Consider the following 13,728-nt stretch of genomic DNA (forward strand, 5'->3'; position numbering starts at 1 on the left):
CGTTCACAGTCCCTATATTGCCCTAAAACAGTGTGCGCCTGAACACGGTGCCCCGATGGTGGACTGAAGGGATGGTGGGCAGAGCCCCGGTCCCTGTCCCCGGAACCGGAAACCCGCCCGCGACCGTGGTTGACGGTCGGGGGCGGGTTCGGGCCCGTTGGGATCACGGGCGGATCAGTCGTTGTTGCGGGCCGGGGGACCGGCCTTCTCCTGCTCGATGAGGACGTCGTCCGTCGCCAGGTGCGAGTCGCCGAGGATTCCGGAGGAATCATCGGGGTGCTTGCGCAGGGCGAAGATGCTGACCAGGAGGCCGCCCCAGATGACCACCATGAACAGGATCATCATCATGATTGCGATACCACTCATTTGCGGGCTCCTAACTGTTCGACCGCGAAGCCGGCGTGACGCGGGCGTTCCGGATCGTATTTCTGCGGGGTGGTGATCTCGAGCTGCAGGTCGGGGTCGACGCCGAAGTCGGAGCCGGGAGGACCGACCAGGGCGATGTTGCCGCGCCACGGGACGAGACTCATGACGACCGCCGCGACGACGATCAGCCCGACGACGCCCCAGCCCCAGATGTTGATCTGGAGGTCGGTGTAGCCGCCGTAGTTCTCCCGGACGAGGCTGATGAGCTCCTGGAGGAGGGTGTAGCCGAGAACGATGGTGGTGATGTTCACGACGCAGATCCGCCACAGGTTGCCGACCCGGAAGCTGGACACCGCGTTGAGGTGCAGTGCCATCTCGTCCGCACGACGGAGAATCCAGTCGAGGATGATGATGGCGACCAGTGCGATGCCGACGATGCCGATGTTGTTGACGAACTTGTCCATGATGTCGAGAGTCGCGAGACCGGAGGTCGTGGCGAACAGCGTCAGGGAGATCAGTGTCATGACGACACCGACACCGAGGGCCGTGGCCTTGCGCGGCAGGTTGAGCTTGTCCTTGACCGCGGAGACGACGACCTCGAGGAGGGAGAACAGTGACGTGAAGCCGGCGACCGTCAGGCAGCCGAAGAACATGACGCCGAAGACCGGTCCAAGCGGCATCTGGTTGATGATCGTCGGGAAGGCGATGAACGCCAGACCGATTCCGGATGTGGCGACCTCGTCGACGGCGACGTTCTGCTGCACGGCCATGTAGCCGAGAGCGGAGAAGACGCCGATGCCGGCGAGAACCTCGAAGGAGGAGTTCGCGAACGCGGTCACCAGGCCGGTGCCCGTCAGGTTGGTGCGCGGCTTCAGGTAGGAGGAGTACGTCAGCATGATGCCGAAACAGATCGACAGGGAGAAGAAGATCTGGCCGTACGCGGCGACCCACACGCCCGGATCGCTCAGCGCGGCCCAGTTCGGGGTGAAGAAGGCGTCGAGGCCCTCGGCCGCGCCCTCCAGGGTGACGGAGTAGCCGACGACGAGGATGAAGAGCACCGTCAGGATCGGCATGAACACCTTGGAGATGCGTCCGATGCCCTCGTCCACGCCCATCGCGAGAACGATGATGGCCAGAATCCACACGAACGCCAGCGCGAGTGCGATCTGCGGGACGATGTCCATCGAGATCATCTGGGTGCTGTCGAACCTGAGGAAGTCCTCGAAGAAGTAGGTGTTGGGGTCGCTGCCCCACGCCGTGTTGAAGGACTTCAGGGTGTAGAGCGCCGCCCAGCCGATGATTGCCGCGTAGTAGATCGTGATGATGAAGCAGACGCCGACCTGCACCCAGCCGACCGGCTCGGCCCAGGTCCGCAGACGGCGGTAGGCGAGGGGAGCGGAGCCACGGAACCGGTGGCCCATGGCGTAGTCAAGGAAGAGGAGGGGGATACCCGCGGTGATCAGAGCCACCATGTAGGGGATCAGGAATGCTCCGCCGCCATTTTCATAGGCGACGTAGGGGAAGCGCCAAATATTACCCAGGCCCACGGCGGAACCGATCGCCGCCAGCAGGAACGCTATGCGGGTGGAGAATACTTCGCGACCTTGAGAAGTGTCAGCAGCCATTGCCGGCCTTTCGGATCAAGTCGGATGAGGAGATGCCGCGGCGATCGGTGGGCGTCGGGGTGGTGACTGGGATCACGGCCGCGGTCAGGTGTCCGGCTCAGGTGTCGGTGGCAGGGGTGGTGCCACGCCGATTACCTTCAGCGCGTTCTACGGTTTTTCTTAACCTGGAATGACTCTAGCAGCTCATTTCACTGCATGGAACAGGGCTTCCGTCGGATGGGAACGCGGGTGGGCTCCGGGGAGTGGAGGAGGGCGGCCCGCGACCGGCGTACGTCGAGGTGGCTCCGGCGGTGTCCGGCCCGGAGGACGGAGATTGATAGGATGTGCGACTGTGAGCCTTACTCTTGGAATCGTCGGACTGCCCAACGTCGGCAAGTCAACCCTGTTCAACGCGCTGACCCGCAACGATGTGCTGGCGGCGAACTACCCGTTCGCCACCATCGAGCCCAACGTCGGGCTGGTCGAACTGCCGGACGCGCGCCTGAAGCGTCTCGCGGAGATCTTCGGGTCCGAGCGCATCCTGCCCGCGACCGTGTCCTTCGTCGACATCGCGGGCATCGTCAAGGGTGCCTCCCAGGGTGAGGGCATGGGCAACAAGTTCCTCGCCAACATCCGCGAATCCGACGCCATATGCCAGGTCGTCCGGGTCTTCAACGATGACGACGTCATCCACGTCGACGGACGCGTCGACCCCGTCAGCGACATGGCCGTCATCGAGTCCGAACTCATCCTCGCGGACCTCGAGACCATCGAGAAGGCAATCCCGCGCCTGGAGAAGGAGGCACGCAAGGACAAGGCCAAGGCCGCCGAGGTCGAGGCCGTCAAGAAGGCGCAGACGATCCTCGAGGACGACCGCACCCTGTTCAAGGCCAAGGACGAGATCGACCTCGGAACGCTGCGCGAACTCCACCTGCTCACCGCGAAGCCGTTCCTCTACGTATTCAACGCCGACGAGACGGTCCTCACCGACGAGGACCGCAAGCGGGAACTCCGCGCCCTGGTCGCACCCGCCGACTGCGTGTTCCTCGACGCCAAGACCGAGACCGAGCTCCTCGAACTCGACGAGGAGGAGGCCGCCGAGCTCCTCGAATCCGTCGGTCAGCACGAGCCGGGCCTGCACTCCCTCGCCCGCGCCGGTTTCGACACCCTCGGCCTGCAGACCTACCTCACCGCAGGCCCCAAGGAATCCCGGGCCTGGACGATCCACAAGGGCGACACCGCCCCCCAGGCCGCCGGCGTGATCCACTCCGACTTCGAACGCGGCTTCATCAAGGCCGAGATCGTCGCCTTCACCGACCTCGACGAAGCCGGCTCCATGGCGGAGGCCAAGGCCAGAGGCAAGGTCCGCCAGGAGGGCAAGGACTACGTCATGGCCGACGGCGACGTGGTGGAGTTCCGTACAGGGATTCCGTCTGGGAGCAAGAAGTGAGACCGACTCACACAGAGCCGAGGAAGTGGTCTGAATGGCGAGAGATTATACTCGGTGATCGTAGCAGTAGATGCCAAGTGAGAGTAGGGGTTAAACAATGACGTTCCTGCAAGAACTAGAAACCGTGCTCAAGAGTGATGAGCGTTTCATTTCTCAAGATGGTCAGTTGCTTAAACCGCGTGTGCGGGACGCTGTTAACCAGTTCGATACCAATCTTATTCGCAGCCTCGTGGCCTCCCCCATTCTCAAGAGACATTTTTTCAAAGATGTCGATGGCATCACCATCTTCGATCAAGAGAAATTCATGTGGGTCGTCAGCTCTAAAGAATTTCTACCCGACAGCTACACGAGCTACCGCAACAAGATCGGCCTCTCAGCCAACGACCGCGACCTCATTACCTCGTCAAACGAAGTAACCCTGGTATGGCCATACAAAGACTGTGTGCTCGAAGGTGGTCAAGCCAAAGAAGACGAAAAACGCCAAGAGATTTTCTATAACGAAACCCTTGCGCCCGACGAAGTAGGTAGACTCCTAGCGCCCAAAGCCTTCTGCAACGCCACCCGATACACGGCAGAAGGGAGAGAACAGGTAACGGAATTCGATGAGCACGAAAACCTTCTCATCAAAGGAAATAACCTTCTTGCTCTTAGTTCGCTTCTGGAACGGTACGAAGGGCAAGTGAAATGCATTTACATCGACCCTCCGTACAACACCGGTTCCGATGGTTTCGCTTATAACGATCGATTTAATCACTCAACTTGGTTGACGTTCATGCGTAGCAGGCTCGCACTCGCAAAGCGACTATTGAGCGTTGATGGGGTGATCTTTGTTCAGTGTGATGATAATGAGATGCCGTATCTAAAAGTCCTTATGGACGAATTGTTTGGTGCTGGTAACTTCATACAGATCGTGGAAATACGTATGAATGAGGGGGCCGCTAACGAGGCGCAGAACCCGTTTATGCCAAAGAACTGCGAGTACGGCATCTTCTTTGCCCGTAACCGTAAACTACGCAAATACAGACCTCTCTTTTTGCCTTCTGCTGAGTATGACACAGCGTACAACCAAATCATTCTGAACTTTGATGCGGAGTCAGTTCCTTCGAGCTGGGAAGTGATGTCCCTGAAGGCGCACATGAAGGAGCGCGGTATTGCTCCCGAAGAACGGATTAAATTCGTTGTCGAAAACGCTTATAGAATATTTCAGACAATCTCTCCGAAAGGAGCGGGGAGGGGCCTGCGGGAAGCGATGGCGCGTTCTGCAGAAAGCAATTCTTGGGATGTATACCGCCGCGAAACTCTTGATGACATTCTCACGTACCGCGGTCGAATGGTTCGTTTTTACGAAAAAAACATAAAACTCTTGAATGGTAAACGCGTCATAGTCAAAGAAATTGGTTCGCTATGGACGGATATCAAGACTACGGGAATTTCTTCAGAGGGGGGCGTGAAGCTTAAGAACGGCAAGAAGCCAGAGCGTCTGATTGAAAGAGTGCTCGAAATGAGTTCTGACCCCGGCGATCTGGTCCTAGATTTTCATCTTGGATCTGGCACGACTGCTGCGGTAGCACATAAAATAGGCCGCCGATACATAGGCGTCGAGCAGATGGAGTATATAGAGAGCCTCGCTCTATCCAGATTGAAGAACGTAATTGACGGTGATGCTAGTGGTATTTCTAGGGCCGTTCAGTGGCGGGGCGGCGGCTCGTTTGTATATGTAGAACTCGCTGAACAAGGTGAAGCGTTATTGGGCGCTCTTCAGAGGGCGTCAACCACTAGCGAAGTCCAGGGCGTGCTACACCTTGCGACCCAGCGCGGACTCCTACGCCCTTCGGTTCTTCCCGGGGAGCTGACGGAGATGGATAATGAGTTCGTGAATCTGACTTTGGATGAACAGAAGAGGGTTGTCGCCGAGCTAGTCGACAAGAACCGTCTTTATGTCAATGCGTCTGATGTGGACGATGAAGATCTTGGTCTCTCAGAATATGACATAGCCTTCACCAAGTCCTTCTACGAGAAGGGCGAATGATGAGCACTTCATCTAGCCAGGATTTGTTTCTGTTTCAGCAGCTTGATCAGTTTTACAACTTCGGGTCAAAGCGTGAGCTCCCACCTCACATCGCAAGGAATTTCGCTCCACACATTGAACTGCGTGAGTACCAGGAGCATGCGTTTTCAAACACCCTCGAGTACTTGAGTAACGACAAGTTGTCGAAGAACCGGCAGACGCATCTTCTGTATCATATGGCAACAGGTTCGGGTAAGACTGTGATGATGGCTGGCCTTATCCTGCACTATTATTCGCTTGGCTACCGTAACTTCCTCTTTTTTGTGAACCAGACGAACATCATCGAGAAGACCAAAGCCAACTTCTTGGACTCGACGTCAGCGAAGTATCTTTTCGCGGAGTCAATCGAGATCGATGGTATGCGGGTTCCCATCAACGAGGTGAGCAACTTTGCTGCTGCCGATCCGAATGCGATCAACCTCTGCTTCTCGACGACGCAAAAGCTACACATAGATTTCCTCGAGCCGAAGGAAAACGCGCTCACCAGCGACGACTTCGAGGATGCACCCGTGGTGATGATTTCTGACGAGTCACACCACGTGAACACGCGAACCAAGAGGGCAACGAAAGCTGAGGACGAGGAAGACCGCTCGTGGGAGTACACGGTCAGCTCAGCCTTTTTGGGCAACCGGGACAATGTGCTGCTGGAGTTCACGGCGACTGTCGATCTGCGCGATCGCAACATCCTTCGGAAGTACAAGGACAAGATCGTCTTTGACTACCCACTGGCGCGTTTCCGCGAGTCGGGGTTCACGAAGGACTTCCAGAACTTCCAGTCCGTCCTCGACCCGTGGGGTCGAACGCTGCAAGCACTGATCGTGTCTGAATACCGCCGTGCGTTGTTCGCTGACGGCGGTGTCTACTCGAAGCCCGTTGTGCTGTTGAAGTCGCAGCGGATCGATGATTCAAAAGCGGTCTACGATGAGTTCTTCCAGCGACTCCAACGGCTTACTGAGAACGAAATCCTGGACATGGCCACCGACGGTCTCATGAAACAAGCGATTGGCTACTTCCAGGAGAAGGATCCTAGCCTGCGCTCCCTGCGCTCAAGCATCCAGCAGGGGTTCGCGGAAGAGAACGCCATCATCATGAACGGTTCGACCGACAACTCTACTGAGAAGCAGCTGGCGGTGAACTCGCTCGAAGATCACTCCAACCCGTATCGGATTATCTTCACGGTGGACATGCTCAACGAGGGCTGGGACGTGCTCAACCTGTACGACATCGTCCGCCTGTACGAGACACGTCAGGGAGGCAAAGCTGGCAAGCCCGGTGCGTACACGATCAAGGAGGCGCAGCTGATTGGGCGCGGAGCCCGCTACTTCCCGTTCTTGCTCGACAACGAGTCCGTGGACCGCGATCAAGAAGACATGTTCGTCCGCAAGTACGATCACGACCTTGACAGCCCGAGCCGGCTCCTTGAAACCCTGCTCTACCATTCCAAGCAGGACTCGAAGTACATCACCGAGCTGCGCCTCGCACTGCGCGAAACGGGTTTGCTGCCCGATGAAGTCACCGAAGTCACCTACGAACTCAAACCGTCGTTCAGGCAGACGGACTTCTACCACAAAGCGATGGTGTTCAGTAACCGCCGCGAGGAAGTCTCCCGCCACGAGGTCACTCAGCTGGATAACCGGGTGAAGTCGGCGATCTACCAGCTTGATGTCCGCCACGCGCCCTCACGGCTCGTGAGCCTCTTTGAAACAGACACTGGGCAAACAGAAGCGCCCAAGAGCCCGAAGGTTCATACGATCCGCCGAAAGATCAACGAGATGCCGTTGAATGTGGTCTTGGGATCGTTGGCGTGTTACGACGCACTGCGCTTCGAGGCGCTCAAGCACTATTTCCCTCATCTGGAATCGACCCGCAAGTTCGTTACATCTAGCGATTATCTTGGTGAAACTGAGATCACCTTCCAAAGCGACACCGAAGACCTCACTGCGGCCGATCTGCGGGCAGGCTTAGACAAGGTGTTCCGAGCCGTCGCCAGCTACCTGGCAGGTATCAAGGCCACCTACAGAGGTGCGCACCAGTTCGAAGCCACACGGTTGAATGAGGTGCTCCGAAACAAGCGCCTACAGATCGCGAACCCGGTCGAAGGCGGGATCGGCACCAGCCAAACCAACGATCCCGAGTCCAGCCGCCGCATCGACCTCGAAAACGCAGACTGGTACGTCTACAACGACAACTACGGCACCAGCGAAGAAAAGTCCTTCGTCAAGTACTTCTCGACCGTCGTCGACGACCTCAAGAAGCAGTATGACGAGGTCTTCCTGGTGCGCAACGAACGGCTGGCGCCGTTGGCCATCTACTCGTTCGCAACCGGAGAGAGATTCGAGCCGGACTACCTACTATTCCTGCGAAAAGGGGGGCAGCCCTATAAGCAGGAACAGATCTACGTGGAACCGAAGGGAACGCACCTACTCGAAACCGACAAGTGGAAGGAAGAGTTCCTCCTCGCGCTCAGGGAGAACGCGGTCCCTCACACAAATTATGTGGACAATACGGAGTATCGGATAACTGGGCTTCCGTTCTATAACTCGGACATTCGTATGGGTGACTTTCGACTGGCTTTGCAAGCGGCAGTCGAGGACTAGCCTTAATGTAGCAATGCGCGGAGTTGAGGGAGGGCCACGAGCCCAGACTTCATGTATCTGCTTAAGCGCGACGATGGCGGCTCCCGCGTAACCACCTCATCGAAACCAAGGACGTCAAGAAGCGCTCCGGCGTGCGAGAGAGCGAGAAACTCAGGACGACGGTGCTTCAGGTCGATGAGGTCGGAGGGTATTGAAGTGACGTTCCGTGAGCAGGTTCAGCAGGTTCAGCGGGATGACATCGCGGCGTTGATCAAGCGGGTCTTGGCCGGCTGATCGGTCGGCCTGGGAATGTTCGCGCGTAAAGCGAAGGTTGTCTCACGTGGCGTATCAAGCCGTGGACCCTGTCTAGATAGTTGGGGCACTCGTGGCTTGGTCGGGGGTCCAGCTCGAGTTCGAGTTTTCTGCCGCGATCCCTTTCGCTCGGCGGTAGAGGGCGCCCGCGTATGTGTCGACCGTTGCCGTCCATGCACGCTGGATGATGTCGCTGACATCCGCAGTCTCGCCGCCCTCCGGCATCGTATACGTCAAGACGCGCTTGAAGTCATGGCCGGCGTTGATGTTCGTATCGATGTTAGGCAGCCGACCATCGAGTTGAAGAGTGTTGAGTAGTTTCATGAATTCGGGATCAATCCACATCTCGCACAGTGACGCTGACTCTGTGAACCGGGCACGGCCGGTCTCGGAAAATTCCTGAACGAGCGTCTTAAGCTCGGGGTGGACTCGGTTTGCGTGCTCGGCAAGGTCGGGGAAGCTGAGGGTCAGCTGCGGCATGGCCGTCTCCTGGGGTGCCTTGTGCGTTTGGTTAGATGGCTCAACTCTATCACTATGCACACTGATGGTGATATTATCAGTCATGGACGGCGCTTACGTCAGAGGCTAGTCTGGGTACATGAACGAGCGCTCCACTTCACACCGCAAAGCAGCGATCTACCTTCGCATCAGTCAGGACCGCGAGATGGACGGGCTCGCCATCGACCGTCAGCGCGAGGACTGCGAGAACCTCGCCCGGTTCCGGCGCTGGGACGTCATCGAGACCTACGTGGACCAGTCCAAGAGCGCCACCGACCGGACCGCGATCCGCCCGGACTACGACCGCATGGTCGCCGACTACCAGTACGGTCGGTTCGACGCGATCATCTGCTACGACCTTGACAGGCTCACCAGGCAGCCCCGGCAGTTGGAGGACTGGATCGATGCTGCTGAGTTGCGAGGCCTTGCCCTCGTCACGGCCAACGGAGACGCGGACCTCTCCACCGACGGCGGCCGAATGTACGCCCGCATCAAGGCCGCCGTCGCACGAGCTGAGATGGAGCGCAAGAGCGCCCGTCAGTCCGCAGCCCAGCGTCAGCGCGCCATGCAGGGGCGTGCTCCGAAGGGCATGCGCCCACTCGGCTACGCCGTAGACGGCGAAGTGATCCCCCACGAGGCTGAGGCCGTGAGGGCGATCTACGACCTGTTCACGAGGATCGAGCACCCCGAGTCGCTGCGATCGCTCGCCCGGGCTCTCAGTGGCACCGAGCAGATCGATGGGATCACACCACTTCCCAAGCACACGCACACCGTGAGCGTCGAGCGCGCCACCGCCCGCGCGCAGCAGGGCCTCGAACCTAGGCCGATCGTCGAGGACGGTCCGTGGTCTCCCTCGACCGTGCTGGGCATCCTGCGGAATCCGCGCTACGCCGCGCTGAGCACGTACACACCGAAGTTCGCTCAGGCGGACGGGAAGCGCCGCCGGATGTGGAAGGCACAGATCCTTCGTGACGACGCCGGAGAGCCTATCCGGGGGCAGTGGGAACCAATCGTCGACGATGAGACATGGTGGAAGGCGCAGCAGGTCCTCGACGACACCGAGCGCGTCACGAACACGTCTGGCTCCACGAAGCGAAAGCACCTCGGCAGCGGACTGTATCGCTGTGGTTATGTCCTCGACGAAAAGACCGGCGAGACCTGCGGAAAGAAGGTGACCGGGGCACCGCGCGGGTACAAGTGCGCGGGGCACATCGTGCGCTCGGGCGCCGCCATCGATGACTTCGTCACGAAGGTCATGGCCAAGCGTCTCGCGCGCAAGGACGCGACCGCAATGGTTGAGGCGCCGGATGGTGGAGCGCACGCCGCAGGCCTCGACGCCGCCATCAGTGACCAGCGGGCGCGGATCCTCCGCGCCGAGGCCGACTACGACGCCGAGATCATCGAAGCGCGCGACCTCAAGCGCGTCCGCGACGGAGCCGAGGCGCGCATCCAGGAGCTGGAAGCCGAGAAGCTCATGCGTGGCCGTTCTGGCGCCCTGGCCCCGATCCTGGGCGCGGAAGACCCTGCCTCAGCATTCCGGGAAGCGTCACTTGACCTCCGCCGTCAGACCATCGACACCCTCGCCACGATCACGCTTCTCCCGCAGCCGCGCGGGCGCAAGGGGTTCAGGACCGAGTCCGTCGTCGTCGACTGGAGGTAGACCCCCTCGTTGGGTAGCCACGCGGAGCGTGGCCGGGAGACCTCTTGAGAGCGGCGACGTGGCGTAAGCGCGTCGATTCACCGAGCACGACTGCCTGTCGCGCCCGCCGCTCTCCTCAACCACGGAGGAGACCCGCCATGACCACCCGAACGAACACCGACACCACGCCCCGAGCCTGGATCGGCTGCCTCGCCTGCTACAACAACGCTCGTCTCGTAGGCGAATGGTTCGACGCCGAGACCGCCGACGAAGTCACCCTTGGTGACGTCCACGGCGGCGCTCATCGCGTGCGCCCTGGATGCGAAGAACTGTGGGTCATGGACCACGAGAACATCCCCACCTCGGGCGAGATGAGCCCGTCGGAAGCCGCAGAGTGGGCTCGCGTCCTCCTCGCCGCCCCCGAACACCAGCGCGAGGCCCTGTGCGCTTGGGTGACCTCCGGTAGCTACGTCGCAGAAGGCACCGGAGACCTGCCGTCGGTTCCCGACTTCGAAGAGCGGTTCTGCGGCACGTGGGGCAGCTTCCGAGACTACGCCGAGACTCTCGCCGAGGAGATTGGCCTCATCCCGAAGGACGCGCCGGAGGAACTTGCGCGCTACTTCAACTGGGATGCCTGGACCCGCGACCTCGAACACGACTACACGGTCGTCCGCGCCGACGCGATCTCCGTGTACGTCTTCAGGGACCTGTGAAGGGAACGATCATGAGTGCTGAGTCCAACGCCTACAGCCACGCCGAATCGTTTCGCTGGTGGGTCGGCAACCCCGAGATGAGCGATGAGGAGGCTCACCTCCATGACCTGCTCGCCCTGCACAAGGCAACCGTCGAGCTGATTCGCCAGCAGCGCGACCTTCTCGGGTATTACGACACCGATGCCGAACTGTTCGGCGATGACCCCGACGTCGACTGAGTTCAGAGTGCCCGTAGCTTCGGCTACGGGCACTCACTTTTCTTCCGACTACCAGCCCCGATAGCTCTCGTACAGCTTCTTTCCGAGCCACCAGAGCAGCCAGCCGAACAGAGCGCACCCGCCTAGGGCGGCGAGGGCAATGAGTGCCTTCGCCCACCAAGCACTCGCGTCGGCGAACGAGTCCCAGGCCCATCCGAGCAGCGGTCCGAGGCCGAGCATCTGCGTGATCCCACCAACCATCCCCGTGAGCATGATGAACGCGACGGTGAACGGGAGGAGGGCAAGGCACATACGACCGACCGTCGCCCAGGTGACCTTCGCCGAGAGCCGCTCGACTCGCCGCTCGGCCCGTCCGACAGTGCTGACCACTTCGCGGGCCCGGTCGGTCACCTCGGCGAGCTTCTCGGTGCCGAGCCTGACCACCCGCTCTTCGAGCCCCTCGACGGTCTTTTCGACCCTCTGGACGGGAACCTCGACGGCCTTTGCAAGTCGGTCATCGAGTACCTTCACAGCGTGCTCGGTGAGCCTGTCCGTGTCGATACGGACGTGGCCGCGCTTGCGCACGGCCTCGGCGAGGTCAGCCGAGGCCGAAGCCGTCATCTTCAGCTCCTCGCTGATCTTCGTCGTCATCGAGTACGCGGCCAGGTCCGCCCGGGTCACCGAGGACCCGCCGGGCAGCTTCACGACCTCGCTGCTGCTCAGCTGCTGCGCGACGGCGCTCAGCGTCTTCTCGATTTCGGTCAGCCGCCTCTTCGTCTCGGCGTCGAGCGGCAGCGTGGAGGGCAACTCGAGCCGCGGCGAGGTCGACAGGCGATCCAGCCGTATCGTCTGCTCCTCGTCCATCACCTTCACGTACCCGGTCAGGTCGGCGACGGCCTTCGTCAGCCGCTCGATCTGCTGCCTGTCGGCGTCGCGCTGTGAGATCAAGGCCTCCAGGAGCTCGGTAGTCTTCTGCTGCTCGTCGGCCTGCTTGATCCTGTCCAGTGCTCCCATGAGCCTGTCCCTTCTGTGAGTGGTAGTCAAAGATCTCTTGAGCACCTTCGGCGGTGAACTCGGGTGTCAGCGCCGAGGCCTTCTTCCGGCCGAGCTTCCCGTTGTCATCCCGGCGCATCTTGTAACTCCAGCCGTCGCGGTTCGTCACCGCGAGCGTGACCCCGCGCTCGGCGAGGACGTGCTCGAACGCCCCGCGATTCGTTGAGCGCGAGTCGGTCAGTGCGTCATAGACCTTGTCCCCGAGGGCCTGCTCGAATCCGCCCGGCGCGAAGTCCTCGCGCCGCAGCTCCCAGTCGGGCTTCGGTTCCGCGGGATCGGGGAGCATACGCAGACCCTCGTCTGCCATCAGCTCGTCGTTCAGCTGGCGCAATCCGTGCTTCCACGATGTGTACCGCTGGAGGCTCTTACCGGTGAGGTTGTCGTGGTTGATGACCAGGATGTGTGCATGCCCGTGACCTCCGGCGGAATCAGAGTGCACCGCGACCATGTAGTCAGCGCTGTGCATGCGTTCCGCGAGTTCGACGGCCACGTCCCGGATGCGCTCAAGGTCGGCCTGCGAGGTCACGTCGAACTCGTCAGGGTGGAACGCCAGAACGTAGCTCTGAAGTTGGTTCGTCCGGCCATGAGCAGCGGCGTGCGCCTCAGCACACGCGATGAACTCCGCCGGAGTCGACCCGCCGTCGACCATGGACATCGCATACGCGGCGGCACGCGTCGATCCGACCCTGAGCAGCTCCCTGCGCACCTCAGGGTCACGCCCGTAGAGGATGTACCCCACGGCTCCTGCAGCGTTGGTCGAGGGGCGGACGTTCACGGTGCTCATGTCCGCGTCCGATCGCCGAGCGAGGCACGCACCTCGTCCACCGCAACCATCACCTCGTGAAGGAGGCCGTCATCGACGGCAGCACTCTTGCGGAGCGCCTGGTTCAGGTTCACACCAACTCGACGCAGCTGCTCTACTGCAGGAACAAGAGACGTAGGCGTCGCCTCCTTCACTCCCGCGTTGTTCTCCAGCTGATCGACCTTCGAGGATCTCGAGTCCAGCGCGTCGAGCATGACGGCACGAGCCCATGCGCTCGGCTTGACTCCGAGCACGTGGGCACGGCGGCGGATCGCATCGCGATCAGCCACCGTCAGCCGCACGTCGAGAGAGACCTCCCGACGACGGCTGTTCCGAGGCTCCACCGGAGCCTCGGCCGACTCTGCCCTCTGCGCAGCACCACGACCGGTGTTCACCTGGGAATCGTGGTGCAGCTCCGCTGCCAGGGCCGGGTCTTCCGCACACCCCTCC

The 13,728-nt window shown here is 60.6% G+C and carries 11 protein-coding genes and 1 pseudogene; 6 read left to right on the forward strand and 6 right to left on the reverse strand.

Annotated elements, in window-relative coordinates:
* Nucleotides 1-174: 174 nt before the first annotated feature.
* Both metS and KRX55_RS05995 read right to left on the reverse strand, forming a co-directional pair.
* Complete coding sequence (metS, locus tag KRX55_RS05990; protein WP_218406865.1) at nucleotides 175-366, reverse strand: methionine/alanine import NSS transporter subunit MetS; 192 nt, start codon at nucleotides 364-366, stop codon at nucleotides 175-177.
* Complete coding sequence (locus tag KRX55_RS05995) at nucleotides 363-1,991, reverse strand: sodium-dependent transporter (protein ID WP_218406866.1); 1,629 nt, start codon at nucleotides 1,989-1,991, stop codon at nucleotides 363-365. The genes metS and KRX55_RS05995 overlap by 4 nt, the downstream gene beginning before the upstream one ends.
* A 331-nt stretch (nucleotides 1,992-2,322) precedes the next feature.
* Here KRX55_RS05995 and ychF point away from each other — a divergent pair, with 331 nt between their 5' ends.
* The 3 genes from ychF to KRX55_RS06010 all read left to right on the forward strand — a co-directional run bounded on the left by ychF (nucleotide 2,323) and on the right by KRX55_RS06010 (nucleotide 8,085).
* Nucleotides 2,323-3,420 carry a redox-regulated ATPase YchF gene (ychF, locus tag KRX55_RS06000; protein WP_218406867.1) on the forward strand — a complete coding sequence of 366 codons (1,098 nt, stop codon included), beginning with the start codon at nucleotides 2,323-2,325 and terminating at the stop codon, nucleotides 3,418-3,420.
* A gap of 97 nt (nucleotides 3,421-3,517) precedes the next feature.
* Nucleotides 3,518-5,449: a DNA methyltransferase gene (locus KRX55_RS06005; RefSeq protein ID WP_218406868.1), complete on the forward strand. Its 1,932-nt coding sequence runs from the start codon at nucleotides 3,518-3,520 to the stop codon at nucleotides 5,447-5,449.
* Nucleotides 5,449-8,085, forward strand: coding sequence for a DEAD/DEAH box helicase family protein (locus KRX55_RS06010; RefSeq protein WP_218406869.1), 2,637 nt, complete (start codon nucleotides 5,449-5,451; stop codon nucleotides 8,083-8,085). The genes KRX55_RS06005 and KRX55_RS06010 overlap by 1 nt, the downstream gene beginning before the upstream one ends.
* A gap of 345 nt (nucleotides 8,086-8,430) precedes the next feature.
* Here the strand turns inward: KRX55_RS06010 and KRX55_RS06015 are convergent, their stop codons facing one another.
* A complete protein-coding gene (locus KRX55_RS06015; RefSeq protein ID WP_218406870.1) occupies nucleotides 8,431-8,856 on the reverse strand; it encodes a hypothetical protein in 426 nt (141 codons plus the stop codon).
* Nucleotides 8,857-8,974: 118 nt separating this feature from the next.
* Between KRX55_RS06015 and KRX55_RS06020 the strand changes: the two genes are divergently transcribed.
* From KRX55_RS06020 to KRX55_RS06030, 3 genes are all read left to right on the forward strand, one after another.
* Nucleotides 8,975-10,534 (forward strand): recombinase family protein, encoded by a 1,560-nt coding sequence (locus KRX55_RS06020; RefSeq protein ID WP_218406871.1) that lies wholly within the window; start codon nucleotides 8,975-8,977, stop codon nucleotides 10,532-10,534.
* 137 nt (nucleotides 10,535-10,671) lie between these two features.
* Entirely contained in the window at nucleotides 10,672-11,226 is a 555-nt protein-coding gene (locus tag KRX55_RS06025; protein ID WP_218406872.1) for an antirestriction protein ArdA, read from the forward strand.
* Between the two features lie 11 nt (nucleotides 11,227-11,237).
* Nucleotides 11,238-11,444 (forward strand): hypothetical protein, encoded by a 207-nt coding sequence (locus KRX55_RS06030; protein WP_211346231.1) that lies wholly within the window; start codon nucleotides 11,238-11,240, stop codon nucleotides 11,442-11,444.
* A gap of 48 nt (nucleotides 11,445-11,492) precedes the next feature.
* Here the strand turns inward: KRX55_RS06030 and KRX55_RS06035 are convergent, their stop codons facing one another.
* The 3 genes and pseudogenes from KRX55_RS06035 to KRX55_RS06045 all read right to left on the reverse strand — a co-directional run bounded on the left by KRX55_RS06035 (nucleotide 11,493) and on the right by KRX55_RS06045 (nucleotide 13,622).
* On the reverse strand, nucleotides 11,493-12,437 hold the full coding sequence (locus KRX55_RS06035; RefSeq protein ID WP_218406873.1) for a hypothetical protein: 945 nt from the start codon (nucleotides 12,435-12,437) through the stop codon (nucleotides 11,493-11,495).
* 388 nt (nucleotides 12,438-12,825) lie between these two features.
* Nucleotides 12,826-13,131, reverse strand: a pseudogene (locus KRX55_RS12140) (relaxase/mobilization nuclease domain-containing protein); the annotation flags it as partial.
* Nucleotides 13,132-13,256: 125 nt separating this feature from the next.
* Nucleotides 13,257-13,622 carry a plasmid mobilization protein gene (locus KRX55_RS06045; protein WP_218406874.1) on the reverse strand — a complete coding sequence of 122 codons (366 nt, stop codon included), beginning with the start codon at nucleotides 13,620-13,622 and terminating at the stop codon, nucleotides 13,257-13,259.
* Nucleotides 13,623-13,728: the final 106 nt, after the last annotated feature.

It is taken from the genome of Corynebacterium sp. TAE3-ERU16, assembly GCF_019209935.1.
GTDB lineage: Bacteria > Actinomycetota > Actinomycetes > Mycobacteriales > Mycobacteriaceae > Corynebacterium > Corynebacterium antarcticum.